At 62.8% G+C, this 22,390-nt stretch carries 27 protein-coding genes; 10 read left to right on the top strand and 17 right to left on the bottom strand.

Annotation, left to right across the window (positions count from 1 at the left end):
• Positions 1-61 precede the first annotated feature (61 nt).
• On the top strand, positions 62-1,666 hold the full coding sequence (gene xseA / locus ACVTFQ_RS19080) for an exodeoxyribonuclease VII large subunit (protein WP_111563179.1): 1,605 nt from the start codon (positions 62-64) through the stop codon (positions 1,664-1,666).
• 153 nt (positions 1,667-1,819) lie between these two features.
• Complete coding sequence (locus ACVTFQ_RS19075; protein WP_146618498.1) at positions 1,820-2,173, top strand: hypothetical protein; 354 nt, start codon at positions 1,820-1,822, stop codon at positions 2,171-2,173.
• A 56-nt stretch (positions 2,174-2,229) separates the two neighbouring features.
• Here ACVTFQ_RS19075 and ACVTFQ_RS19070 read toward each other — a convergent pair whose 3' ends face one another.
• The 5 genes from ACVTFQ_RS19070 to ACVTFQ_RS19050 all read right to left on the bottom strand — a co-directional run bounded on the left by ACVTFQ_RS19070 (position 2,230) and on the right by ACVTFQ_RS19050 (position 6,186).
• A complete protein-coding gene (locus ACVTFQ_RS19070; protein ID WP_111563177.1) occupies positions 2,230-3,483 on the bottom strand; it encodes an aminopeptidase in 1,254 nt (417 codons plus the stop codon).
• Positions 3,484-3,561: 78 nt separating this feature from the next.
• Positions 3,562-4,035, bottom strand: a complete 474-nt coding sequence (gene ybaK, locus ACVTFQ_RS19065) for a Cys-tRNA(Pro) deacylase (RefSeq protein WP_111563176.1) — start codon at positions 4,033-4,035, stop codon at positions 3,562-3,564.
• 4 nt (positions 4,036-4,039) lie between these two features.
• The gene (locus ACVTFQ_RS19060) at positions 4,040-4,390 is read right to left on the bottom strand and encodes an ArsC family reductase (RefSeq protein ID WP_111563175.1); all 351 of its coding nucleotides are present in this window, start codon (positions 4,388-4,390) and stop codon (positions 4,040-4,042) included.
• 42 nt (positions 4,391-4,432) lie between these two features.
• On the bottom strand, positions 4,433-5,512 hold the full coding sequence (locus ACVTFQ_RS19055; RefSeq protein WP_409527882.1) for a succinylglutamate desuccinylase/aspartoacylase family protein: 1,080 nt from the start codon (positions 5,510-5,512) through the stop codon (positions 4,433-4,435).
• Positions 5,513-5,568: 56 nt separating this feature from the next.
• Positions 5,569-6,186: a 2'-5' RNA ligase family protein gene (locus ACVTFQ_RS19050; protein ID WP_111563173.1), complete on the bottom strand. Its 618-nt coding sequence runs from the start codon at positions 6,184-6,186 to the stop codon at positions 5,569-5,571.
• A 123-nt stretch (positions 6,187-6,309) separates the two neighbouring features.
• Here ACVTFQ_RS19050 and ACVTFQ_RS19045 point away from each other — a divergent pair, with 123 nt between their 5' ends.
• Both ACVTFQ_RS19045 and ACVTFQ_RS19040 read left to right on the top strand, forming a co-directional pair.
• Entirely contained in the window at positions 6,310-7,539 is a 1,230-nt protein-coding gene (locus tag ACVTFQ_RS19045) for a glycosyltransferase (RefSeq protein ID WP_111563172.1), read from the top strand.
• Between the two features lie 111 nt (positions 7,540-7,650).
• Positions 7,651-8,211 (top strand): methylated-DNA--[protein]-cysteine S-methyltransferase, encoded by a 561-nt coding sequence (locus ACVTFQ_RS19040; RefSeq protein WP_111563171.1) that lies wholly within the window; start codon positions 7,651-7,653, stop codon positions 8,209-8,211.
• 44 nt (positions 8,212-8,255) lie between these two features.
• Here the strand turns inward: ACVTFQ_RS19040 and ACVTFQ_RS19035 are convergent, their stop codons facing one another.
• The 3 genes from ACVTFQ_RS19035 to ACVTFQ_RS19025 all read right to left on the bottom strand — a co-directional run bounded on the left by ACVTFQ_RS19035 (position 8,256) and on the right by ACVTFQ_RS19025 (position 9,616).
• Positions 8,256-8,645, bottom strand: a complete 390-nt coding sequence (locus tag ACVTFQ_RS19035; protein WP_111563170.1) for a type II toxin-antitoxin system VapC family toxin — start codon at positions 8,643-8,645, stop codon at positions 8,256-8,258.
• Positions 8,632-8,907 (bottom strand): AbrB/MazE/SpoVT family DNA-binding domain-containing protein, encoded by a 276-nt coding sequence (locus ACVTFQ_RS19030; RefSeq protein ID WP_111563169.1) that lies wholly within the window; start codon positions 8,905-8,907, stop codon positions 8,632-8,634. Before ACVTFQ_RS19030 ends, ACVTFQ_RS19035 begins: the two co-directional genes overlap by 14 nt.
• A gap of 91 nt (positions 8,908-8,998) precedes the next feature.
• Positions 8,999-9,616 (bottom strand): hypothetical protein, encoded by a 618-nt coding sequence (locus ACVTFQ_RS19025; RefSeq protein WP_111563168.1) that lies wholly within the window; start codon positions 9,614-9,616, stop codon positions 8,999-9,001.
• A gap of 150 nt (positions 9,617-9,766) precedes the next feature.
• On the opposite strand from ACVTFQ_RS19025, the gene ACVTFQ_RS19020 reads away from it, so the two are divergent.
• Complete coding sequence (locus ACVTFQ_RS19020) at positions 9,767-10,261, top strand: YciE/YciF ferroxidase family protein (protein ID WP_047506830.1); 495 nt, start codon at positions 9,767-9,769, stop codon at positions 10,259-10,261.
• Positions 10,262-10,303: 42 nt separating this feature from the next.
• On the opposite strand, the gene ACVTFQ_RS19015 is transcribed toward ACVTFQ_RS19020, so the two are convergent.
• Positions 10,304-11,194 carry a LysR family transcriptional regulator gene (locus tag ACVTFQ_RS19015; RefSeq protein WP_111563167.1) on the bottom strand — a complete coding sequence of 297 codons (891 nt, stop codon included), beginning with the start codon at positions 11,192-11,194 and terminating at the stop codon, positions 10,304-10,306.
• Positions 11,195-11,316: 122 nt separating this feature from the next.
• Between ACVTFQ_RS19015 and ACVTFQ_RS19010 the strand changes: the two genes are divergently transcribed.
• The 3 genes from ACVTFQ_RS19010 (at position 11,317) to ACVTFQ_RS19000 (ending at position 13,195) form a co-directional block, all read left to right on the top strand.
• A complete protein-coding gene (locus tag ACVTFQ_RS19010; RefSeq protein ID WP_111563166.1) occupies positions 11,317-12,312 on the top strand; it encodes an aldo/keto reductase in 996 nt (331 codons plus the stop codon).
• 154 nt (positions 12,313-12,466) lie between these two features.
• The gene (locus ACVTFQ_RS19005; RefSeq protein WP_018899281.1) at positions 12,467-12,754 is read left to right on the top strand and encodes a hypothetical protein; all 288 of its coding nucleotides are present in this window, start codon (positions 12,467-12,469) and stop codon (positions 12,752-12,754) included.
• An 81-nt stretch (positions 12,755-12,835) separates the two neighbouring features.
• On the top strand, positions 12,836-13,195 hold the full coding sequence (locus tag ACVTFQ_RS19000) for a nuclear transport factor 2 family protein (RefSeq protein ID WP_111563263.1): 360 nt from the start codon (positions 12,836-12,838) through the stop codon (positions 13,193-13,195).
• A gap of 267 nt (positions 13,196-13,462) precedes the next feature.
• On the opposite strand, the gene pheT is transcribed toward ACVTFQ_RS19000, so the two are convergent.
• The 6 genes from pheT to infC form a co-directional block, all read right to left on the bottom strand.
• A complete protein-coding gene (pheT, locus tag ACVTFQ_RS18995) occupies positions 13,463-15,898 on the bottom strand; it encodes a phenylalanine--tRNA ligase subunit beta (protein ID WP_112437404.1) in 2,436 nt (811 codons plus the stop codon).
• Positions 15,899-15,913: 15 nt separating this feature from the next.
• On the bottom strand, positions 15,914-16,996 hold the full coding sequence (gene pheS, locus ACVTFQ_RS18990) for a phenylalanine--tRNA ligase subunit alpha (protein WP_018899278.1): 1,083 nt from the start codon (positions 16,994-16,996) through the stop codon (positions 15,914-15,916).
• Positions 16,997-17,036: 40 nt separating this feature from the next.
• A complete protein-coding gene (locus ACVTFQ_RS18985; protein WP_111563164.1) occupies positions 17,037-17,891 on the bottom strand; it encodes a BUD32 family EKC/KEOPS complex subunit in 855 nt (284 codons plus the stop codon).
• A 96-nt stretch (positions 17,892-17,987) separates the two neighbouring features.
• The gene (rplT, locus tag ACVTFQ_RS18980; RefSeq protein ID WP_018899276.1) at positions 17,988-18,392 is read right to left on the bottom strand and encodes a 50S ribosomal protein L20; all 405 of its coding nucleotides are present in this window, start codon (positions 18,390-18,392) and stop codon (positions 17,988-17,990) included.
• A 38-nt stretch (positions 18,393-18,430) separates the two neighbouring features.
• Positions 18,431-18,634 carry a 50S ribosomal protein L35 gene (rpmI, locus tag ACVTFQ_RS18975; RefSeq protein WP_007813308.1) on the bottom strand — a complete coding sequence of 68 codons (204 nt, stop codon included), beginning with the start codon at positions 18,632-18,634 and terminating at the stop codon, positions 18,431-18,433.
• A 356-nt stretch (positions 18,635-18,990) separates the two neighbouring features.
• On the bottom strand, positions 18,991-19,527 hold the full coding sequence (gene infC / locus ACVTFQ_RS18970; protein WP_037111403.1) for a translation initiation factor IF-3: 537 nt from the start codon (positions 19,525-19,527) through the stop codon (positions 18,991-18,993).
• A gap of 175 nt (positions 19,528-19,702) precedes the next feature.
• Here infC and ACVTFQ_RS18965 point away from each other — a divergent pair, with 175 nt between their 5' ends.
• Both ACVTFQ_RS18965 and ACVTFQ_RS18960 read left to right on the top strand, forming a co-directional pair.
• Positions 19,703-20,518, top strand: coding sequence for an alpha/beta hydrolase (locus ACVTFQ_RS18965; protein WP_111563163.1), 816 nt, complete (start codon positions 19,703-19,705; stop codon positions 20,516-20,518).
• 238 nt (positions 20,519-20,756) lie between these two features.
• The gene (locus tag ACVTFQ_RS18960; protein ID WP_111563262.1) at positions 20,757-21,356 is read left to right on the top strand and encodes a transglutaminase-like cysteine peptidase; all 600 of its coding nucleotides are present in this window, start codon (positions 20,757-20,759) and stop codon (positions 21,354-21,356) included.
• A 151-nt stretch (positions 21,357-21,507) separates the two neighbouring features.
• Here the strand turns inward: ACVTFQ_RS18960 and ACVTFQ_RS18955 are convergent, their stop codons facing one another.
• Positions 21,508-21,945, bottom strand: a complete 438-nt coding sequence (locus tag ACVTFQ_RS18955) for a hypothetical protein (protein ID WP_409527881.1) — start codon at positions 21,943-21,945, stop codon at positions 21,508-21,510.
• On the bottom strand, positions 21,887-22,210 hold the full coding sequence (locus tag ACVTFQ_RS18950; RefSeq protein ID WP_111563162.1) for a GCG_CRPN prefix-to-repeats domain-containing protein: 324 nt from the start codon (positions 22,208-22,210) through the stop codon (positions 21,887-21,889). The genes ACVTFQ_RS18955 and ACVTFQ_RS18950 overlap by 59 nt, the downstream gene beginning before the upstream one ends.
• Positions 22,211-22,390: the final 180 nt, after the last annotated feature.

Genomic DNA, 22,390 nt, shown 5'->3' with positions numbered 1-22,390 from the left:
AACGAAAAACCTCCCCGCGCACGGGGCTGCCTTTGCGCTCTTCTTCGGCTAGAACAGCCTTATGAGCAGCTTCTTCGACAATGATTCGCCGAGCAATCTCACCGAATATTCGGTGTCGGAACTGTCGGGTTCGATCAAGCGGACCGTCGAGACAGCCTTCGACCAGGTGCGCGTGCGCGGCGAGATCTCCGGCTATCGCGGCCCGCACTCGTCGGGACACGCCTATTTCTCGCTGAAGGACGACCGCGCCCGCATCGACGCCGTGGTCTGGAAGACGAGCTTTTCGCGCCTGAAAGTCCGCCCCGAAGAGGGGATGGAAGTGATCGCGACCGGCAAGATCACCACCTTCCCGGGCTCCTCCAAATATCAGATCGTCATCGAGACGCTGGAGCCGGCCGGCGCCGGCGCGCTGATGGCGTTGATCGAGGAGCGCAAGCGCAAGCTTGGCGCCGAGGGCTTGTTCGATCCCGCCCGCAAGCGGCCGCTGCCCTTCATGCCCCGCGTCATCGGCGTGGTGACCTCGCCCACAGGCGCCGTCATCCGCGATATCCTGCACCGCATCTCCGATCGCTTCCCCGTGCATGTCGTCGTCTGGCCGGTGAAGGTGCAGGGCGAGGGCTCGGGCGAGGAAGTGGCGAACGCCATTCGCGGCTTCAACAGTTTCGCGCCCGATGGGCCAACGCCGCGTCCAGACGTGCTGATCGTCGCGCGCGGCGGCGGCAGCCTCGAGGATCTCTGGAGCTTCAACGACGAGATCGTGGTGCGCGCCGCCGCCGAAAGCCGGATCCCGCTGATCTCGGCGGTCGGCCACGAAACCGACTGGACGCTGATCGACTACGCAGCCGATGTTCGCGCCCCGACGCCGACGGGGGCCGCCGAAATGGCGGTGCCGGTCAAGGCGGAGCTTGAGGCGCAGCTCTCGGGTCTTGCGGCCCGGCTGCAGGGCAGCACGCTGCGGCAGATGGACCAGCGCCGGCAGCAGGTGCGGGCGCTGATGCGCGCACTGCCCTCGCTCGACCAACTTCTCGCTTTGCCGCGCCGCCGCTTCGACGAGGCCGCGTCAGGCCTTGGCCGTGGCCTCGAACTCAACACCTTGAACAAGCGCCGCAGCTTCGAGCGCACGGCGGCGCATTTGCGTCCCGACATGCTGTCGAACCGGATCGCCGAGCGCCGCCAGATGCTGGCTGAACGCATGACGCGGGCGGAGCGCACCGTGGAACGGCTGATCGATCGCTCGAAATCGCGCATCGGCCGCGCCGACGCGGCACTCGCCTCGCTGCCATCGCGGCTGAAGAGCCAGACATCGCGCATGCGCGACCGCCTCGCCAATCTCTCGCGCAGCGCCGACACGGCGGTGCGCCACCAGCTGGTGCGGGCGCGCGGCGAGCTTTCGGCGCAGGAGCGCATGCTGCAATCGCTCTCCTACAAGAACGTGCTGAAGCGCGGCTATGCCGTCATTCGCGACGAGGACAACCGCCCGGTTTCCGAGGCAGCGATGTTGTCGGCGGGCTCAGGCATCTCGATCGAATTCTCCGATGGCCGCATCGGCGCGATCACCACCGAGGGCGGCGAGCCGCCGGCCGGCGCCAGAAAGCGCGGCAGCAAAACCTCGGAACCAAAGGCAGCCGATCCCGCGGCACCGCCGAAGCAGGGCAGCCTGTTTTGATCTTGCCGACATAGGGCACGTTCTTACGCGTCGATCACCAAATATTGGTCGCGACGCCCTCGGCCGGGCGTTTAAAAAATGCGGCAAAACGCCTATGTGGAAGCAAAGGCGCGGCGATTTCAGCCGCTTCATGATGCGACCTGGAGAAATACCTTGAAAAGAATCTTGCCCGCTCTTCTGATGGTCGGCGCCCTTGCCGGTGCACTCGCTGGCGCATTGCCTGTCGCGCCGGCGCTGGCGGGCCAGTCGAAAGTGTCCGAGTTCATTTTCGGCAAGGCCTATAACGACAGCGTCACCGCCATCCGCATCACCTCCCTGTCGCAGCGCGAGCAATCCCTGCCACTCTCGCTGCGCCACCCCATGCCATCAGGGATCCGCGAGGCGCAGGCAACCGTCAGCGCCGACAGGCACCTGATGCAGGCGATCGCCGATCGCGGCATCGCGCTGAAGAATGTCATCCAGGTGCAGCGCGCGCTGAACGGCGGCCACGTGATCTACTACCGCTGACCCAGAATTCCGGCCGGGTAAACCCGGCCGGTCTATGCGTGAAGTGGCTTGGACCGTTACGCCCACTCGCCCTGCCGCATGACGGGAACCTTCGAGCCATCGGCCCTGATGCCGTCGATATCGACCTTGTCGGAGCCGATCATCCAGTCGATGTGGATCAGGCTGGAATTGCCGCCCTGCGCCTTGATCTGCTCCTGGGTAAGCTTCGCGCCATCGAGGAAGCACTTGGAATAGCACTGGCCGAGCGCGATGTGGCACGAGGCGTTTTCGTCGAACAGCGTGTTGTAGAACAGGATGCCGCTGGCCGAAATCGGCGAGGAATGCGGCACCAGCGCCACTTCGCCGAGCCGGCGTGCGCCTTCATCCGTATCGAGCACCTTGTTCAGCACCTCTTCGCCGCGCGACGCCTTCGCCTCGACGATCCGGCCGCCCTCGAACTTCACGCGGATATTGTCGATCAGCGTGCCCTGGTGCGACAGCGGCTTGGTGCTCGACACGTAACCCTCGACGCGCAGCGCATGCGGCGTCGTGAACACTTCTTCGGTCGGGATGTTCGGGTTGCAGGTAATGCCGTTCTTGGCGGTGGAAGCGCCGCCGTGCCACTCATGGCCATCGGCGAGACCGACCGTCAGATCCGTGCCCGGGCCGGTGAAATGCAGCGCCGAGAACCGCTCGCCGTTCAGCCAGCTCGAGCGCTTCGCAAGATTGGCGTTATGCTCCGCCCAGGCGGTGATCGGGTCTTCGACGTCGACGCGCGAGGCGGCGAAGATCGCCTTGGCAAGCTTGGCGACCGCGATCGGCTCGGGATCATTGGGGAACACCAGCTTGGCCCAGGCCGGGTTCGGATAGGAGACGATGTTCCAGTTGATGTCGAAATTGGAGATCTTCTCGAGCGCCGGCTTGTAAGCCGTCGACATCGCCCGGTTGGCGCGGCCGACCTTGGCGGGGTCCTGCTCGGAGAGCATCATCGGATTGTCGCCGGCAACGGCGAGCCGCGCCGCCCCGTTCGCATAGGCCTTCGCCATGCCCTCATAGAGCCAGGAGGACGCCCGGTCGAAGCTCGCGTCATTGGCATATTGATAGCGCGCCAGCGTCGATTCCTCGTCGGAATAAAAGGCGCTGACCAGGCCGGCGCCGGCCATATAGGCGTGCTTGGTGATCTGCCGCACCAGCGGCAGCGCCACGACAGGCGCGGTGATCACGAGATCCTGGCCGCTCTGAAGCTGCAGCCCGACCTTGACGGCGACTTCGGCGAGCTTGTCGAGCTTGATGGGGTCCACGGCGTTATCGCCCTGCGGCATGTAGTTCATGATCGATCACCTTCTGAAACGAACGGACAGGCCATCAGACTTAGACCCCTTTGCGGCGAAATTGAAGCTCGAAGACAATCAGGCGATGAGCGCAGCCGCCGTCGCGTTCAACACGTCGAGCGCATCCTTCGGCGCGAGCCGCACCTGCAATCCGCGCTGCCCGCCATTCATGTAGACGAGGGCTTCAGTCATTGCCGCTTCCTCGATCGCCGTCGGAACCAGTTTCTTCTGGCCGAAGGGGCTGATGCCGCCGACATGATAGCCGGTCAGGCGCTCGGCATCCGCCGGCTTCATCATGTTGGCCGACTTGCCCCTGAAGGCGGCGGCGAGCTTTTTCATGCTGACCTCGCGGTCGGAGGGCACGACGACGCAGACAGGCTTGCCATCCACCTCGGCCATCAGCGTCTTCAACACGCGGTGCGGCTCCTCGCCCATCGCTTCGGCCGCCTGCAGCCCGATGCGCTCGGCGTTCGGATCGTACTCATAGGTGTGGACGGTGAAGGCCACCTTCGCCTTTTCCAGAACCTGCGTCGCCCGCGTCGTCTTCGACATCCGATCAGCCCTTGAAGAACCCGCCGTAGATATCCGGCTTGAAGCCCACCAGAAGCTTGCCGTCGGCTTCGACCACAGGCCGCTTGATCATCGACGGCTGCTCCAGCATAAGCGCGATCGCCTTCTCGCGATCGAGGTTTTCGCGGGCGTCATCCGGCAGCTTGCGGAAGGTCGTGCCGGCGCGGTTGAGCACCGTTTCCCAGCCCGCTTCCTGCGTCCATTTCTCCAGATGCGCCCGGTCGATACCTGACGCCTTGTAGTCGTGGAAATCATGGGCGACGTCGTGCTCTTCCAGCCAGGTGCGGGCCTTCTTCATCGTGTCGCAGTTCTTGATGCCATAGATGGTGACGGTCATTCGGTTCTTCCCAATCAGTTCGCAGCCCCAATGCTCGGGCGCTCAGTTCTCAAGCGCGCCCGGCTTGCGCACAACCTTGCTGGCCGCCCCGCAGGCAATCTTCATCAGGTCGGCGCGGCGGCGCATCAGGCGTGACGAGGTGCGGGTGACGATCAGCCCCGCCTGCGGCGCGCGCACCTCGATCGCGCCATCGGCCATGCCTGGTCGGGTGAGGATGGTCGCGAGCAGATCGCCTTCCTTGATCTCCTCGCCGATATCGCGATGGAAGAGCACGGTGCCGGCCTCAGGCGCGCGGATCATCTCGATATTGTCGAGCGGCACGGCAGGGCCGGTAAAGGGCGCAAGCGTAACCTGATGAGCAATGGCGCCGCGCGCGGCAAGGAAGTTGAAGAGCCCCTCGGCATCCTTCTTGGCCATCTCGGGGTAGACGTCGCGCATGCCGCGAAGCTCGACGGTGACCGAGAGCTTGCCTGGCAGCCGCGTCTTCTTCTCCTGTGTTTCGTGCTTCCAGGCATAGCCGATCGCCTCTTCGAAGGCCGAGCTTTCACCATCCGACAGGAGCACCGCTTCCATGTCGAGTGCCGAGGCGAGATCGGCCGCTTCCGGCCAGAAGGCCTCGTCGATATAGGCATATTGCAGCGATTCATCGTCGCAATGTAGGTCGATCACCAGCTCTGCTTCGAGCGCCATATGCATCAGCTGCCGCTTCAGCCGGTCGACGGCGTTGTAGCGGTCGAGATCGGCCACCAGCCCGTCGCGATCCCTGACCGAGATCAGCGGAAACTCGCGGTTGAAATTGGTGCGCGTGCCGAGATCGAACCGGCCCTGCAGCTCGCCGAAATGCGATTGCGCCGCACCAACAGGATTGGCGTGCGGCACGATCGTGATGTCGCTGCGGATCTCGCCGGCGCTTTCGGCCGCGCGCAGTTTCTCGCAGAGGAAATGCACCAGCGCCGTGCCCGGCAGCTCGTTGGCATGCAGCGCCGCCTGGATATAGATCTTCGGCGCCTTCGGGTCGCTGCCCTTGAAGCGCAGCACCGGCAGCCGCCACTCCATTCCCGCCGTATCGCCTGAAATGATGATCTCGGACCTATCCATCTTTGTCTCCGCTGCTGCTGTCATTGCTGCAGCAGCTTTAAGCGTGTTCCCATGCGTGAGGCAAGGTGTGAGGCAAGCGGTCAGCCGCGTTCGCTGAGCGGCCAGCTTTCCACATGCTCGTAAGTCGGCTCACCCGGCCGTTTGTGCAGGAGCACGAACTCCCGCGCGGGCATGATGACCGGCGTCGCAAGCGTGGTCTTTGCCACCGTCTCGTCGGCGTAAAACAGCGTCGCATGCGGCTGGAAATCGGCTTTCACATGCGGGTCGCAGCCGATCGCATGCATCTCGATACCGATCTGGATATGCAGCTGTCGCAACAGTTCCCGACCGCCATTGCCCGAGAGCACGATGGCGTTGCGCGATGCCGTTCTGAACGTTGCGATATGGTCGAAGCTGAGATCGAACCGGCAGGCATCGACCGCCGACGCTGCCTGGCAAGCCGCGAAGATCATCTCGTCCTTGATTTTCTCGGCGCTGGCGACGCCGTAGAGCGAGACATGCAGCCGCTCGGGCGCCATGGGCGAGAGCAGGCCGTCGTGCTCGCGCTGCAGGCGCGCCTGTATCTCCAGGCAGGCCTGTCGCGCTTCGGGATCCGGCGGGATCGCGAAAAACAGGGTTTCTTTGCCAAATCTTGACGATTTCGGGTGCATCCTGCGGCTTGCGAAATCGAAGGACGATTGCGTGTTCTGTTCGTGCATGACCAACCACCGGAGCATCCGCCCCGCCTCTGTCTATCCAGGGAACGCAGGGATGGTAGCAGGTGAATTGAGGAAATCAAGAACAAAAGAAGAACACTCAATATCGATGGCGGGAGACTGTACATGCGTATCTTGATGGCCTGTGCGGCCTTTCCGCCCTTCATCGATGGCGGCGGCCCGATTTCGGCGATGATGGTGGCCAAGCTCTTGATCGCGGCTGGTCACGACCTCGAAGTCGTCAACGTCGCGGGCGAGGACAAGCACGAGGTCTATGACGGCGTACCCGTGCACCGCCTGAAGACGCTGAACATCGACTGGAATTACCGGCTTCCCCGGCCGGGCTGGAAGAAGCTGATCTGGCACGCGCTGGAGAATTTCAATCCCCGCGCTTATCTCGTCATGCGCCGCGAAATCCGACGCTTCAAGCCGGATATCGTGCTGACCGACAGCATCGAAAACATTAACGTCGCCACCTGGGCGGCCGCCAAACGATCAGGCGTGCCGGTCTGCCATATCCTGCGCAGCGCCTTTCTCCTCTGCTGGAAGGCGAGCATGCGGCGCGGCGACGACAATTGCGTGCGCGCCTGTTCCTCCTGCCAGGTCTCCTCCTACGGCAAGAAATTCTTTTCGCGCTATGTCGATGCCGTGATCGGCGAGACCGATTTCATCATCGGCCGCCACACCGAGCATGATTATTTCCCCAACGCCAGCACCCACCGCGTGCCCGGCGCCGTCCCGCCGATCGCCCTGAGAGAACCGCGCAAGCCGCCCGAGGGGCCGATGCGCTTCGGCTTCATCGGCGTGCATGATCCGGTGAAGGGCCTCGATACGCTGGCCAGCGCCGCGCACCGGCTGGTGAACGACCAGAACGTCCGCTTCGTCATCGCCGGCAGCGCCAAGAGCGATTACTCGAAATCGCTGCCGCAGAAATTTCCCGGCGAAAATACAAAGTTCCTCGGCTGGACCAAGCCCGAGGATTTCTTCCCTCAGATCGATGTTCTGGTCGTGCCCTCGCTCTTTCGCGAGCCCTTCGGCCGCGTGGTGATCGAGGCCTTCGCGCAGGGCGTCCCCGTCATCGGCGCCCGCTCCGGCGGCATTCCTGAATCGATCGATCCCGGCAAGGACGGCTATCTCTTCGATCCCGGCGACGACAAGGCGCTGGCCGCAGAGATCGCGGCCATGGCGGCGAAACCCGAGGCCATCCCGGCGCTGTCGCGCGCAGCCCTTGAGGCCGCGCGCCGCTACGAGCCACAAAAGATCGCCGCTGGCTTCGACGCCGTCTTCGCCAAATTGCGGCCGGATCTGGCAAAGCAGCCGCAAGACGAGGCCGAGCCCCGCCAGGCGCGCGGCTGACCGCAAATTCGCGGCGCGCAAGAAACGGGTTGAATTCCTGGCCGGCAGGCACGATTTTTGGGTGAGGCTGATCCTTCGGCCGACAGGCTTCGATATCGGGAGGCGAGACCCATGGCCCAACAAGCACAGCATTACGCCATCTTCAAAACCGAGGGCGGCTTCTGCGGCATCGCATGGAACTCCATCGGCATCACGCGCTTCCAGCTGCCGACATCGAGCGCTGATGGCACCGAACGCCTGCTGCTCCGCCGCGTCCCCGATGCCGAGCCGGCAACTCCGACGCCCGACATCGCGGAAGCCATCGCCGCCGTAAAGCGCTACTTCGCGGGCGAGCCGATCGACTTTTCCGATCTCGCGCTGGATCTCGCCGGCCAGGACGATTTTTTCCGCGACATCTACGCCGCCGCCCGCCGCCTGCGCTGGGGCGAAACGACCACCTACGGCGCGCTCGCCAAAGAGCTCGGCCACGGCCCCGAAGCCGCCCGCGACGTCGGCCAGGCCATGGCCAAGAACCCCATCGCGCTGATCATCCCCTGCCACCGCGTTCTCGCCGCCGGCAACAAGATCGGCGGCTTCTCGGCCCCCGGCGGCTCGGTGTCGAAGGCGCGGATGTTGGAGCTGGAAGGCGTGAAGCTCGCGCCGCCGAAGCCGGTGCAGCAGTCGTTGTTTTGAGGTGGGCAGATTAATCCTGCCGCAGGGCTATCGGAAATGCGCCATTATGCATTTCGCACCGATGCGTAACCGGCCGACCTGGCGATCTTCACGAACTTCCGGTCAAACGTTAGGAAAGCCTCGCAATGGTTGGCTTCGCAGAAATGCAGCGCGTCCGCGAGATCGGCTTTTTGACCGGCGAGCTCAAGTGCCGCCGAGATTATCTGCTCGTCATGCAACACAACGGTAGGCAGACCACAGAATGCTGTCAGCGCCGCGATAACTCGTGCCGGCGTATAGGCGTAGCTGTTTCGCAGCACCCACCCGACTTCCAGTATGACTGTCGTCGAAACGAAAATCTGCTCGCCGTTGATAATTTCGCGAGCGCGGGCCGCTTGTTCCGGATGATCTCCGGTCAGGTATCGGACGACGATATTCGTATCAACTGCGATCATAACGACGTCGAACCTCGGCCGCGATCCCCGCGTCCATCTCTTCAAGCGTCTTCGGCTCTCCCTTGTAGGCTAGCATGCCAAAAACATCTTCCGGTCGCGTCGGCGCGAACGCCGGGGCCCGCTTAAGCAGGACGCCATCAGGCGTTTCCTCAACGATCAGACGCGTACCGGCTTCCCAGTCCCGCCGCTGGCGGATTGCCTTGGGAAGAATGACCTGCCCCTTCGTGGAGACAGTCGTGATCAAGGTTTCGCTGTGCGCCATGGCTTGAATTCCAGAGGTAAGACGGATGTAAGATAATCCGTCTTGCTTTTGCCTTCAAGCTTCGCCCTTCACGGCCACATCTGCTAGCGGATCAACTTTCGAGCGGCGGAAACCCCTCATACCACTGCGAATGCTCCCCTTCCCAATTCTCCATCCCCGGCTTGGTCAATATGCCGCGCGGGCTGATGTAGCTCTGGATCACCCGGCGCGGGCGTTCGTGCCACTGGATGTTGAAGGCCCATAGTTTCGGGAAGAAGCAGAGCGAGGCATAGGGCAGATGGTCGTGGATCCACCAGGCGAGCCGCTGCCAGTCCTCAAGCGCGTGGTAGCGATCAACCACCCAGGGGACGACGACGCAGGCCGCGGCACCCATGTAGCCATCGGCATCGCGCATGTCCCAGATGTGGTGGGCGGCAGTTGCGGCGTTGGTGGAGCAGTTGAGCTTGTTGACGTTACCGAAACGGTTGACCTCGGGCGAGCGGTAGCCGGAGCGGATGTGCAGGCGACCGAAGGTTTCCTGCAAGGGTTCCAGCAGCTCCTCGCACAGGCGCTTACCGGTTTCGATCGCCAGATGGGGATCGTCGGGGATGTTCGGGATGCGATAGAAATCGGCGATCTCGGAATGCAGGAAATCGCGCAGGAAGAAATTCTTCGACAGCCGCGCCCGACCCAGATCCTCCAGTGCTTTCATTGATCCAGGCTTCTTCATCGGCGTCCTCCCTCCCCTGCTGACGGCAAGTTTGCAGCATCGGCCGGAAATCGCCACCCGAAATGATCGGAACCATTAGCCTTCGTCCAGCTTCTCCTTGCGAAGCCGCATGGCGCGGCTTCCACGAGCCAGGGACAAAGGACAAGGGACATGGCAAAGGAAAAGAACCTCGACGATCTGTTCTACGATACGCTCAAGGACATCTACTACGCGGAAAAGCAGATCCTCAAGGCGCTGCCGAAAATGGCGCGCGCGGCGCAATCGGAAGAGCTGAAAGCCGGATTCATGACGCACAAGGAGCAGACGGAAGGCCATGTCGACCGGCTGCAGCAGGTGTTCGAACTGATCGGCAAGCGGGCGCAGGGCAAGACCTGCGAGGCGATCCAGGGGATCATCGCGGAAGGCGAAGAGATCATCGAGGAATTCAAGGGTTCGCCGGCTATCGATGCCGGGCTGATCTCCTCGGCGCAGGCCGTCGAGCACTACGAGATGGCCCGCTACGGCACGCTGAAGACCTGGGCGCAGACGCTCGGCAAGAAGGACGTGGTGACGCTGCTCGACCAGACGCTGCAGGAAGAGGCGGCTACCGACAAGACCTTGTCGAAGCTCGCCACCTCGGCGGCCAACCAGAAGGCCGCGGCCTGACGGGCGGCGCATGCGGGAGCGCCATGATCGGCCGCTCCCGCCTCAGCCCGTGTAGCGGAAGAAATCGATGAAGGCGCGCAAGGCCGGGCACATCTGGCGGCGGCTTGGATAGTAGATGAACGGGCCGGGATAGGGCGCGCACCAATCCTCCAGCACCCGCACCAGCTTGCCGCTTGCAAGCTCATCCTCGACGCGCAGGTCGAAGAGATAGGCGAGGCCGACGCCGTTCAGCGCCGCGATCAGCGCCAGCCTGTCCTCGCTGACGATCAGCGGGCCATCGACGGGCACCACCAGTTCGCGGCCATCCTTCTCGAACTCCCAGCGGTAGATCGTACCATTGGTGAAGCGCCGCTTGATGCAGCGGTGGTTGACGAGGTCGGAGGGATGCAGCGGCTTGGCGTGGCGTTTGAAATAATCCGGCGAAGCGGCGATCACGGTCGTGAGGTTCGGCGAGGCGCGGACCGCGATCATGTCAGCCTCGAGGCTCTCTTCCAGCCGGATGCCGGCATCGAAGCCTTCGCGGACGATGTCGATGAAGCCATCCTCGTTGGCGATTTCGAGCGTGATATCGGGATAGCGGTTGAGGAATTCGCCGAGGCGCGGCGCGAGCAGGATATCGGAGGCGAAGCGGGGTGCGGTGACGCGCAGCGTGCCGGCCGGTCTGCCGCCCGCCTCGCTGACGGCTTCGAGCGCGATGCCGATCTCGTCCAGCGCCGGCTTCAGCCGCTGCAGGAGCAGTCTCCCCTCCTCCGTCGGCGCGACGCTACGCGTCGTGCGCGCCAGAAGCCGGATGCCCAGGCTCTCCTCGAGGCTGGAGACGGCATGGCTGACGGCCGAGGGCGCGATCTCCAGCTCCTTGGCGGCGGCGCGGAAGCTGCGGTGCTCGGCGACAGTGGCGAGAACGGCGAGTTGGGCGAGCTGGGTCCTGTTCATTGATCTATTTGTTAGAACAGCCTGTGCCGCATTGCACGTATTTCTTGAAAGCTCCCGGCGCGCTAGGTTTGCCTCGTGCCGCTCGAGCGGCGGCCTCACTATTTGCTCGAAGGGAGCCAGACATGAAAACCCGCACACTCGGACAAGACCTTGAAGTCTCCGCCGTCGGCCTCGGCTGCATGGGCATGAGTTTCGCCTATGGCGCCAGCGACGAGAATGAATCGATCCGCACGCTTCACCGCGCCGTCGATCTCGGCATCACCTTCTTCGACACCGCCGAAATGTACGGCCCCTACACCAACGAGCAGCTGCTCGGCCGCGCCTTGAAGCCGGTGCGCGACCGCGTCGTCATCGCCACCAAGTTCGGCTTCAAGTTCGATCCTTCCAAATCCGGTGCGGCGGCGCTGACGGGCGTCGACAGCCGGCCGGAGAATGTGAAGCGCGTGGCGGAAGCATCGCTGAAGCGGCTCGGCACCGATGTCATCGACCTCTATTACCAGCACCGCGTCGATCCCAGCGTTCCGATCGAGGAGACCGTCGGCGCCATGGCCGAGCTGGTGCGCGAGGGCAAGGTGCGGGCGCTCGGGCTGTCCGAGGCCGGCAGCACCACGATCCGGCGGGCACATGCGGTATATCCGATCGCGGCCGTGCAGAGCGAATATTCGCTCTGGTCGCGCGACCCGGAGCATGACGTGCTTGCCACCTGCCGGGAGCTTTCGATCGGCTTCGTGCCCTACAGCCCGCTCGGTCGCGGCTTCCTGACGGGGGCGATCCGCAAGCCTGATGATCTCGGCGCCGACGACTTCCGCAGCCAGCTGCCGCGCTTCCAGGCCGACAATTTCGATGCCAATGCCGCCCTTGTGGCCAAGCTTGAGGCGCTGGCGAAAGACAAGGGCGTGACCACGGCGCAGCTGGCGCTCGCATGGGTTCTGCATCAGGGCGAGGATATCGTGCCGATCCCCGGCGCCCGCAAGGTCAACCATCTCGAGCAGAACGCGGCCGCCGCCGATATCGCGCTCTCGGCTAGCGAGCTCGCCGAGCTTAGCGCAATCATGCCGCTCGAGGAGATTGCCGGCAAGCGCTACTCCGAGGCATCACTGGCGATGACCAATCTCTGAGAGGACAACCTCTGACCGGTTGGGCCGGCCCTGCGAGATCAGCGGGGAGGCCCAACCACAGATCAGGAAAGAGATTTGGTTTTGTTCAACTTTGGGTCTTCTCCTCGCGCATATTAGCACTAGGTAAACTTTCCGTTGAGAGGAAGGGAACCCCATGCCAGATGCCAAGGACAAAGGGCCGGCCGATCCAGGCCTGTCCGACATAAGAGGACGCATGCTCGTGCTTGAAGTGGTGGCGATGACCTCGCTGGCGCTGGTTCTGGACACATCCGGCGAGGATGGCGGGAAGATGGGGCGGGGTATCCTGCACCTCATCCGCGAGGCCGTCGGCAACAAGTGCGACGAGATGGGTCTGTCCGACAACGCCTCATCGACCGCGCAGGCCTATGCCGAGGAACTGATCGGCACCGCCCTGGCCACGCTCTACCCATCCACGCATTAAAGTAAGTGCTACCCAGCAACGACTTTGCGCGTTGCCCGCTCCGCGCTATACTTCACCATCGACACGATCGAGGTACGGACCATGACGGACCGGCAGGCGATAGAGGCAGTCGTGCATCTCTATGTCGAAGGCATGACCTTCGCCAACGAGGCGGCGCTGCGCAAGGCGTTTCATCCGAAATGCGCTGTCATCGGGCATTACGAGAGCGCGGTCGAATGGTCGACCCGCGACGAGTTCATCGCCGCCATCGTGGCCGAGGGCTCCGCCCCGCCAGGCACGCAGCCGCACATGGACATCCAGACGCTCGACGTGATCGGCGACGCCGCGAGCGTCAAGGTCAGCGACGACTTCGCCGGCATGCGTTTCACCGATTATCTCTCGATGCTGAAGATCGACGGGCGGTGGACGATCGTGAATAAGGTTTATTATCTGCACGATTGATGAGGTGGTGGTGGGCCTCCCCGTAGGCTTGCTATCGCGTTCCGCGATCGCCCATTCTCCTCCCTCATTCCTTTGCCCAGGCTTCGCCCGTGCGATGTGACAAGAATCCAGCCACGGCGCGTCCGCGCCGTGAATGACCGTTTTTATGCATGTCAGAAAAAGAGTCTCTCCGCCGCGCCGACGCGCGTCGGCTGGATCCCCGCCACGAGGGCGAGGATGAGGGAGAGCTCGGGGCGACTGCTGAGGCAGATCGACCCGCCGATTTCATCAACCCCGCAGGACGCCGCCGGTGACCTTGGTGACGCTGGCGACGATCTTCTGGGTCAGGGCCTCGAAATCCTCGTCGGTCAGCGTGCGCTCGACCGGCTGGATCTGCACCTCGATCGCAACCGACTTCTTGCCCTCGCCGACCGAAGCGCCCTCGAAGATATCGAAGACGTTGACACCGGCGACCAGCTTGCGGTCGGCGCCGGTCGCGGCCTTGATGATGGCGCCGGCCTCGACCGCCTTGTCGACGACGAAGGCGAAGTCGCGCTTGACGGCCTGGAACTGCGAAAGCTCCAGCGCCGGCTTTGTGCGGGTCGCCTTCTTCTTCGGCTCAGGCATGGCGTCGAGATAGACTTCGAAGCCAGCAAGCGCGCCGGAGACGTCGAGCGCCTCAAGCGTCGAGGGGTGGAACTCGCCGAAATAGCCGAGCACGACCTTCGGGCCCATCTTGATAGTGCCGGAGCGGCCGGGGTGATACCATTCCGGACCGCCCTGCTCGACCTGGATGTTGGTCATCGGCAGGCCGCAGGCTTCGATCACGGCGAGCGCATCGGCCTTGGCGTCGAAGACGTCGACCGGCTTGCCGCCGCCCTTTGCCGTGTTCGACCACATGCGGCCGGAGCCGGCCATCGAGGCAGTGCCGCGACGGATGCCGCCGGCAACGCGGCGCTGGCCTTCCGGCTTGTCGTTCTCATAGGTGCCGGACACCTCGAAGATCGCGACGTCGCCATAGCCCTTGTCGGCATTGCGCTGGGCAGCCGTGAGCAGACCCGGCAGCAGCGAGGGGCGCATGTCGGACATTTCGGCTGCGATCGGGTTGGCGAGCTTCAGAGCCGGCGAACCACCGCCGAAGAGCTTCGCCTGATCTTCCGAAATGAAGGACCATGTGACCGCTTCCAGCATGCCGCGCGAGGCAAGCGCGCGCTTGGCGGTGCGGGTGCGGATCTGCAGCGTCGTCAGGATGCGGCCGTTGACTTCGGTGTGGCTTTCCAGCGGCGCAGGCTTGATGTTGTCGACGCCGTGGATGCGCATGACCTCTTCAACGAGATCGGCCTTGCCATCGACATCGGGACGCCAGGAGGGAACGGCGACGGAAACGCGCTCGCCGGAACCGGTGACCTTGAAGCCGAGGCGTGTCAGGATCTCAACGCTCTCCTCAGTGGAGACCTCGAGGCCCGTCAGGCGCTTCACTTCCGAAAAGGGGAAGTCGACGACCTTGGGCTCGTAGCCCTTGTAGCCCACGATCTCGGCCTTGGCCGCCGTGCCGCCGCAGAATTCGAGCACCAGCTCGGTGGTGCGCTCAAGGCCGGGAACCATGTATTCGGGATCGACGCCGCGCTCGAAGCGGTAGCGCGCATCGGTGATGATGCCGAGGCCACGGCCGGACTTGGCGATGTTCATCGGGTCCCAGAGCGCCGATTCGATCAGCACGTCGGTGGTGTTTTCATCGCAGCCGGAGTGCTCGCCGCCCATGATGCCGCCGATCGACTCGATGCCGTTTTCATCAGCGATGACGACATTGTTCGGGCCGAGCTTGTATTCGCGCTGGTCGAGCGCCAGCACCGTCTCGCCGTCCCTGGCGCGGCGAACGGTGAGGTTGCCCTTCACCTTGGTGGCGTCGAAGACGTGCATCGGGCGACCCTGGTCGAAGGTCATGTAGTTGGTGATGTCGACGAGCGCGTTGATCGGACGCAGGCCGATCGCCGTCAGGCGCTGCTGCACCCACTTGGGGCTCGGGCCGTTCTTGACGCCGCGCACCAGGCGCAGGCCGAAGCCCGGGCAGAGCTTGTCGTCGTCGAGATCGAGCGTCAGCTTCACCGGCGTTTCGCCTTCGACGGCAAACGACGGCGCGGCGCGCGTCTTCAGCGTGCCAAGGCCGGAAGCGGCCAGATCGCGGGCGATGCCGTAGATCGAGGTGCAGTCCGGACGGTTCGGCGTCAGGTTGATCTCGATCATGGGATCGTCGAGATGGGCGTAGGCGGCGAAAGAGGTGCCGACTGGCGCGTCTTCAGGGAGGTCGATGATGCCGTCGTGGCTGTCGGACATGTTGAGCTCCTTTTCGGAGCACATCATGCCGTGGCTTTCGACGCCACGAATCTTGCCGACGCCGAGCGTGACATCGATACCCGGCACATAATCGCCCGGCCGCGCCAGCGCGCCGACCAGACCGGCGCGCGCATTCGGCGCACCGCAGACGATCTGCAGCGGCTTGCCGCCGTTGACGTCAGGGCCGGCATCGACCGACAGCACCTTCAGGCGATCGGCTTCCGGATGCTTTTCAGCCGAAAGCACGCGCGCGATGACGAAGGGCTTGTAGGCCGCCTTGTCGTCGACATCCTCGACCTCAAGGCCGATCTCGGTCAGGCGCTTGCAGATTTCGTCCAGTGTGGCGTCGGTCTCAAGATGATCCTTGAGCCAGGAAAGCGTGAATTTCATGATCTTTATCCTCCCTTACGCGCTCAACCCGCCGAACAGCGTCGGCATGTCGAGTGGGCGGAAGCCGTAGTGGGTCATCCAGCGGACGTCGGCGTTGAAGAAGTCGCGCAGGTCGGGCATGCCGTATTTCAGCATGGCAATGCGGTCGAGGCCCATGCCCCAGGCAAAGCCCTGGTACTCGTCGGGATCGAGACCGCCGGCGCGCAGCACGTTCGGGTGCACCATGCCGCAGCCCAGGATCTCCATCCAGTCGGTGCCTTCGCCGAACTTGACGATCGGGCCAGAGCGGTCGCACTGGATGTCGACCTCGAAGGACGGTTCCGTGAAGGGGAAGAAGGACGGGCGGAAGCGCATGGTGACGCTGTCGACCTCGAAAAAGGTCTTGCAGAACTCTTCCAGCACCCAGCGGATGTTGGCGACATTGGCCTTCTTGTCGACGACGAGGCCTTCGACCTGGTGGAACATCGGCGAATGCGTGGCGTCCGAGTCCTGGCGATAGGTCTTGCCGGGGATGATGATGCGGATCGGCGGCTTCTGCGCTTCCATGGTGCGCACCTGCACCGGCGAGGTGTGCGTGCGCAGCACCTTACGTTCGCCGTTCTCATCCGGATTGAAGAAGAAGGTGTCGTGCATCTCGCGGGCCGGATGGCCCTCGGGGAAGTTCAGCGCCGTGAAGTTATAATAGTCGGTCTCGACATCGGGACCTTCGGCGATCGAGAAGCCCATATCGGCGAAGATCGCGGTGATCTCGTCGACGATCTGGCTGATCGGGTGGATGCGGCCGCGCTCGGCGGGCGAGGAGCGAACGGGGAGCGAGACGTCGACCGTCTCGGCCTTCAGCCGCGCGTCGATCGCCGCCTTCTTGAGGTCGGCCTTGCGGGCGTTGATCGCGTCGGTCACGACAGTCTTCAGCGCGTTGATCTGCGCGCCGCGGGTCTGGCGCTCTTCAGGGGTCATCGAGCCCAGCGTCTTCAGGAGTTCGGAGACCGACCCCTTCTTGCCGAGGGCCGCGACACGCACGGCTTCGATCGCCGGTTCATCGGCGGCGGCCGCGACATCGGACAGGAGTTGCTTTTCCAGGGTTGCGAGTTCGGTCATCTTTTCCTGCCTTCAGGGCGCCCAGTCTTTGAGGGACACTTCACGAAACATGCTTCAGATAGCTGGTCGCCACGATGAAACGTCGCAGATCACTACCCATGTGTACGCGGCCAATCAACCGGGCAGCCGACAAAAAGCCGCCGAGGAAGCCGGTAAGCTTGCGCAGTTCGGCAACGGCCGCCGGTGGCGCCACCTCGGCCCAGGCCTTGTAGGCCCGGTCGTGGGTTTCGCCGCCGAGCTTGGCGCGGGTCGCGACCTGCAGGAAGAGCAGCCAGATATCGCGCGCCTGGGCGACTTCCAGCGGCATCACCCGGTCGGGCTCTTCCTCGAAATCCATGAAGCCGACGCGGCCGTCCTTCAAAAACATGTCGCGCGGATAAGGCCGGCCGTGGCACAGCCCCTTTGCATGCAGCCGTCCGAGTTCGCCGGCGCAATGGACGAGCATGTTGTCGTGGGCGACGGGATCGTTGTTCAGCACATGATAGAGCTGGCGATCGACGGTCTCGCCCGCATCGCTGAAGACGACGGCGGCACCCGAGGAATAGATGACGCGGGCCGTAGGAACATCGTGGGCGGAAAACTGAGCGATGCGGCGGATTTCGCGCGCCGCCATGCCCTCGTCGGCCAAAAGCGGCGACGGGCGCAGGAAGGGCGCGCGGATGAGATTGGCGAGCATGCGCTGCAGCACCATCCAGCGCGAGGCGCGCTCGGTGCCGTAGCGCTTGATCCAGACGGCGCCACCCGACAGAGCGACACGCTCGACGCGCTTGGAGCCGCGCAGAAGGGCCGCCAGCAGAACGGGAACGTCCTCCTCGCCCAACCCGCTTTCGGCAAGCAGGTCGCGATCCATCGTCGGACGCATCACATCGTTTGCCAAATCTTGATCGTTCGCCACGTCAGGCGTCCCTATCCCGGTAAAACGAAGAAACCCGCGCAAGCCTTGCCAGCGCGGGTTTCAAATCATCGAAGCGAAGGTTCGAATAGCGCCGGCTTAGTTGACGGCTGCTTCAAACTCGTTCTTCGTGCCAGCGTCCTTCAGGTACTCGAGTGCCTTCTTGGAGGCAGCAACGAGCGCACCGAATGCTTCCGGCTCATGGATCGCCATGTCGGAGAGAACCTTACGGTCAACTTCGATGCCAGCCTTGTTCAGGCCGTCGATGAAGCGGCCGTAGGTCAGGCCGAATTCGCGGACAGCAGCGTTGATACGCTGGATCCAGAGTGCGCGGAAGTTACGCTTGTTGATCTTGCGGTCGCGGTAAGCGTACTGCTTCGAACGATCGACAGCAGCCTTGGCGGCGCGGATGGTGTTCTTGCGGCGGCCGTAGAAGCCCTTGGCCTGCTTCAGAACCTTCTTGTGCTTGGCGTGGGCGGTAACGCCTCTCTTTACACGTGCCATTTCATGATCTCCTTAATCTATACGTTCGCGGAATAGTCTTAGAGACCGTTCGGCAGGTAATTCTTCACGACCTTGCGGCCATCCGGTTCTGCCAGAACCATGGTGCCACGTGCATCGCGAATGAACTTGTTGGAACGCTTGATCATGCCATGGCGCTTGCCAGCGGCGGCAGCCTTGACCTTGCCGGTCGCGGTGATCTTGAACCGCTTCTTGGCGGAGGACTTCGTCTTCATCTTGGGCATTTTGCTACTCCGTTTCTGATCCCCCCACTTGGCCAAAGAGGCGCGCTTCAAAAGAAGCCTTCTTACGATGCCCGGTTGCCCGGTCGTCGCAACAAGTGCGGGAGCGTTTGTTGTTGATCTGCGGTCACGGTGACGAACCGTGCCGCAAGCATTCGAAACTGCCACGGCATGCCCTGCCGGTCAGTTCGGACGCGCGCTTATAACCGCAGTGTCATGAAAGTGCAACGGGGCGAGGAAGGAATCTTCCAGGGCCGCTTCGGCCCCTGCTCCTCGGGCGCCGATCGCCCTTTGTGCCAGGGCGGAAATACAAAAGCCGCCCTCGCGGACGGCTTTGATACGAACGGTGGCGACGCGCCTTATTTGGGCGCGAGCACCATCATCATCTGGCGACCTTCGAGCTTGGGCTCGGCTTCGACCTTGGCGAACTCCAGCGTGTCGGCCTTGACCTGCTGCAGGAGCTTCATGCCGAGTTCCTGGTGGGCCATTTCGCGGCCGCGGAACTTCAGGGTCACCTTGACCTTGTCGCCTTCTTCGAAGAAGCGGCCCATCGCCTTCATCTTCACGTCATAGTCATGCGTGTCGATGTTCGGACGCATCTTGATTTCTTTGACTTCGACGATTTTCTGCTTCTTGCGCGCCTCGGCGGCCTTCTTCTGGTTGGCGTATTTCAGCTTACCCAGATCGAGGATCTTGCACACAGGCGGTTCGGCGTTGGGGGAAATCTCAACGAGGTCGAGTCCGGCTTCTTCAGCCATTCTCAGGGCCTGGTCGGTCGCCACGACGCCCAAATTCTGTCCTTCAGCGTCGATCAGCTGAACTTTGGGAATGCGAATTTCCCTGTTCGAGCGCGGCCCATCCTTTACGGGCGCGTCGTTCTTAAACGGTCTGCGAATGGTCGTATTCTCCTCGCGTTGTTTCGGATTGCTGCAGCGGATCGCCTCTATATAAGGAAGACGACCGTGTTTCGCCATCGCTGCAACGAAGTCATTAGCACGCTTTAGCGGAAAAATCACCTGCTGTCAGCCTGTCAAGAATCTGTTTTATAGGCCGAAACAAAGGAGTTTCGCCATGCCCGACGCCAATATCGCCCCTCAGCACCAATTTCTGACCGTCGGCGAGGGGCTGGCGGCGCGAGAGATCGCCTATATCGCCCGCCCGGCTGCCGGCGGCAAAACAGGCCCGACGCTGGTCTGGCTGTCAGGATACCGGTCGGACATGAGCGGCAGCAAGGCCGTCGAGCTCGACCGCATGGCAGACGAGACCGGGCTTGCCTGCATCCGCCTCGATTATTCCGGTCACGGGCTCTCCGGCGGCGAATTCCGCGACGGCACGATTTCGCGCTGGCTCGAGGAGGCGATGGCCGTCCTTCTTCATCTGAAGCCCGAGCGCATCGTGGTCGTGGGATCCTCGATGGGCGGCTGGATCGCGCTTCGGCTGGTGCAGGAACTGGCCGCGAAAACCGGTGCGCCGAAACTCGAAGGCCCAAAGCTGGAAGGAATGGTGCTGATCGCGCCGGCGCCGGATTTCACCGAAGCCTTGATCGAGCCGAACCTCACCGAGAAAGAGAAGACATCGCTCGCCGAGCGCGGCTTCTTCGAGGAGCATTCGGAGTACAGCCCCGAGCCCAATATCTATACCCGCGCGCTGATCGAGGACGGCCGCAGCAATCGGGTCCTGACCGGGATGATCGAGACCGGATGCCCGGTTCACATCCTCCAGGGCATGAAGGATCCCGACGTTCCCTACACGCATGCGATGACGCTGATCGAGCACCTTCCCGCCGACGACGTTGTGCTGACATTTATTCGTGATGGCGACCACCGCCTGTCGCGTCCACAGGACATCGAGCGCATGCTTGCGGCGGTCAAATCGCTCGTTCACTGAGGCGTCGACGGTACGCCGCAGCCGAACGACCTGAAAATATTAATTATTTTCAATGACTTGGCGATGAATCGCTGCGCGCGATGAGCGCGCGCGGCGCACTACCTTGTGCCAAATCCTAACGCATTTTAACCATATTGACCGCTTCTCACCCCCTCCTCAGAAGTAGTGATTGACTCCAAGCAGCCGTCTCCGTTAACTTTTTGTTAATAAATCAAGGGCGATGCAAGGGACAGTGGGCGTGCGGATCAAGGGTTTCCTGGTGGCCATGATGGCCATGTTTGCAATGTCGACCTCGGCTACGCCGGCATCGACCAACACTCTTTCGATGGTCGTCGGCGCCACCACCTCGCAGCCGATCGGCCACTACGAGTTTTGCCAGTCGCATCGCGAAGAATGCGGCGCTAATCGCAACGTTGCCGCCATGGACATGACCGACGCCAAGTGGGCGCTCGTCCGCTCGGTCAATTCAAGCGTCAACACCACGATCATCCCGATGACCGACATGGAAGTCTACGGCAAGGAAGAAGTCTGGGCTTATCCGACGACCGCCGGCGACTGCGAGGACTATGCGCTTCTGAAGCGTCGCATCCTGATCCAGCGCGGCTTCTCCGCCGCCAATCTGCTGATGACCGTCGTGCGCAAGCCTGACGGCGAGGGTCACGCGATCCTGACGCTGCGCACCACCAAGGGCGATTTCGTCCTCGACAACCTGGCCTCCACCGTGAAGCCGTGGTTCGACACCCCCTATTCCTTCATCAAGCGCCAGTCGAGCGCCAATGCCGGCCGCTGGGTCACCATCGAGAACGGCCGTGACGTTCTGGTCGGCGCGCTGAAGTAGATTTCAGATCTTCCCCAACGAAAAGCCCGACGCTCCTGAGAGACGCCGGGCCTGAATTCGATCGGCTCGTGTTGAGGGGAGACGGCCGATCTGCCGCGAGGCATGCTGCCTCGCTTGGGTAGAAATGGGCGAAAGCGGAAATGGTTCCGCGTCACCAGCCGGAAGCTGTATTTTTGCCGGATGCCATCAGGTCGCGCATCGAAGCATAGGGGCCGTGCAGCATCTTCAGGCGGCTCTCCTCCATCTTCGACAGCCGATGACGGCGCGCGAAATCATGCACGCTCCAGATCTCTCTGGGGCTGAAATCGTCTGCTTTTGCCGAATGGATGGTCATTGTCTGCCTGTTTGATGCGCTGAATGCGCGAATAAGAGGCGCAATCGCCGCGACATATGTCAGATTTATGACAAAGGCAACGAATGACAGCCATGACAAAACAGCGCAGCTCGCCTGCTTTGCCAGCGACCCACGCATATGAAAAAGGCCCGCGATGGGCGGGCCTTTCGAGTGGTCAGTGCGATCGTGCCATCGCTCAGTAGCGATAGCCGTAGCCGTCGCGTGCCCATGGCGGCGGGCGATGGCCGCGTTCATAACGCCAGCCATAGCGTGGCGGCGGGCGGTGGCCCCAGCCGTAGTCGCGTTGGTAGCGGCGTTCGTAGCGCGGTGGCGGCGGGCGGCGCCAGTTCGGGCGGCAATCGCCCCAGGGCGTGACGTGGAAGCCGCGGCCGCAGGCATAGTCGACCTTGACGACATTGTTGTTTACGCCGCTCTGAACGGCGCCCATCGGCATGGCTTCGGCAACCGTGGCAGTGAACCCGGTCAGTGCGATCGCGATCGCGATAATTGTCTTGCGCATCTCTGCACCTCATTCCTTATGCAAGTCCCTTGCACGTGGATTAGAGGGCCGTTCTGGTGAACGGGAGCTGAACCAACAAAGGCATTATTGCGGCAGGCGGTGAGAGCCGGCTGAAACCGAAAAACCTAGTGCTTAAAAGCTTTTGCCTTTGGCTAACGAGGTCTTAACTCCCCCTTAAAT

It is taken from the genome of Rhizobium sp. O111, assembly GCF_055616315.1.
The sequence above is the reverse complement of the archived record's forward strand: the minus strand, read 5'-3'. Positions and strand labels throughout refer to the sequence as shown.

Coding starts and splice junctions, on each gene's coding strand:
- xseA (WP_111563179.1), top strand. CDS start 62: ATGAGCAGCTTCTTCGACAATGATTCGCCGAGCAATCTCACCGAATAT.
- ACVTFQ_RS19070 (WP_111563177.1), bottom strand. CDS start 3,483: ATGAACTACATGCCGCAGGGCGATAACGCCGTGGACCCCATCAAGCTC.
- ybaK (WP_111563176.1), bottom strand. CDS start 4,035: ATGTCGAAGACGACGCGGGCGACGCAGGTTCTGGAAAAGGCGAAGGTG.
- ACVTFQ_RS19060 (WP_111563175.1), bottom strand. CDS start 4,390: ATGACCGTCACCATCTATGGCATCAAGAACTGCGACACGATGAAGAAG.
- ACVTFQ_RS19055 (WP_409527882.1), bottom strand. CDS start 5,512: ATGACAGCAGCAGCGGAGACAAAGATGGATAGGTCCGAGATCATCATT.
- ACVTFQ_RS19050 (WP_111563173.1), bottom strand. CDS start 6,186: ATGCACGAACAGAACACGCAATCGTCCTTCGATTTCGCAAGCCGCAGG.
- ACVTFQ_RS19045 (WP_111563172.1), top strand. CDS start 6,310: ATGCGTATCTTGATGGCCTGTGCGGCCTTTCCGCCCTTCATCGATGGC.
- ACVTFQ_RS19040 (WP_111563171.1), top strand. CDS start 7,651: ATGGCCCAACAAGCACAGCATTACGCCATCTTCAAAACCGAGGGCGGC.
- ACVTFQ_RS19035 (WP_111563170.1), bottom strand. CDS start 8,645: ATGATCGCAGTTGATACGAATATCGTCGTCCGATACCTGACCGGAGAT.
- ACVTFQ_RS19030 (WP_111563169.1), bottom strand. CDS start 8,907: ATGGCGCACAGCGAAACCTTGATCACGACTGTCTCCACGAAGGGGCAG.
- ACVTFQ_RS19025 (WP_111563168.1), bottom strand. CDS start 9,616: ATGAAGAAGCCTGGATCAATGAAAGCACTGGAGGATCTGGGTCGGGCG.
- ACVTFQ_RS19020 (WP_047506830.1), top strand. CDS start 9,767: ATGGCAAAGGAAAAGAACCTCGACGATCTGTTCTACGATACGCTCAAG.
- ACVTFQ_RS19015 (WP_111563167.1), bottom strand. CDS start 11,194: ATGAACAGGACCCAGCTCGCCCAACTCGCCGTTCTCGCCACTGTCGCC.
- ACVTFQ_RS19010 (WP_111563166.1), top strand. CDS start 11,317: ATGAAAACCCGCACACTCGGACAAGACCTTGAAGTCTCCGCCGTCGGC.
- ACVTFQ_RS19005 (WP_018899281.1), top strand. CDS start 12,467: ATGCCAGATGCCAAGGACAAAGGGCCGGCCGATCCAGGCCTGTCCGAC.
- ACVTFQ_RS19000 (WP_111563263.1), top strand. CDS start 12,836: ATGACGGACCGGCAGGCGATAGAGGCAGTCGTGCATCTCTATGTCGAA.
- pheT (WP_112437404.1), bottom strand. CDS start 15,898: ATGAAATTCACGCTTTCCTGGCTCAAGGATCATCTTGAGACCGACGCC.
- pheS (WP_018899278.1), bottom strand. CDS start 16,996: ATGACCGAACTCGCAACCCTGGAAAAGCAACTCCTGTCCGATGTCGCG.
- rplT (WP_018899276.1), bottom strand. CDS start 18,392: ATGGCACGTGTAAAGAGAGGCGTTACCGCCCACGCCAAGCACAAGAAG.
- rpmI (WP_007813308.1), bottom strand. CDS start 18,634: ATGCCCAAGATGAAGACGAAGTCCTCCGCCAAGAAGCGGTTCAAGATC.
- ACVTFQ_RS18965 (WP_111563163.1), top strand. CDS start 19,703: ATGCCCGACGCCAATATCGCCCCTCAGCACCAATTTCTGACCGTCGGC.
- ACVTFQ_RS18955 (WP_409527881.1), bottom strand. CDS start 21,945: ATGAACGCGGCCATCGCCCGCCGCCATGGGCACGCGACGGCTACGGCT.
- ACVTFQ_RS18950 (WP_111563162.1), bottom strand. CDS start 22,210: ATGCGCAAGACAATTATCGCGATCGCGATCGCACTGACCGGGTTCACT.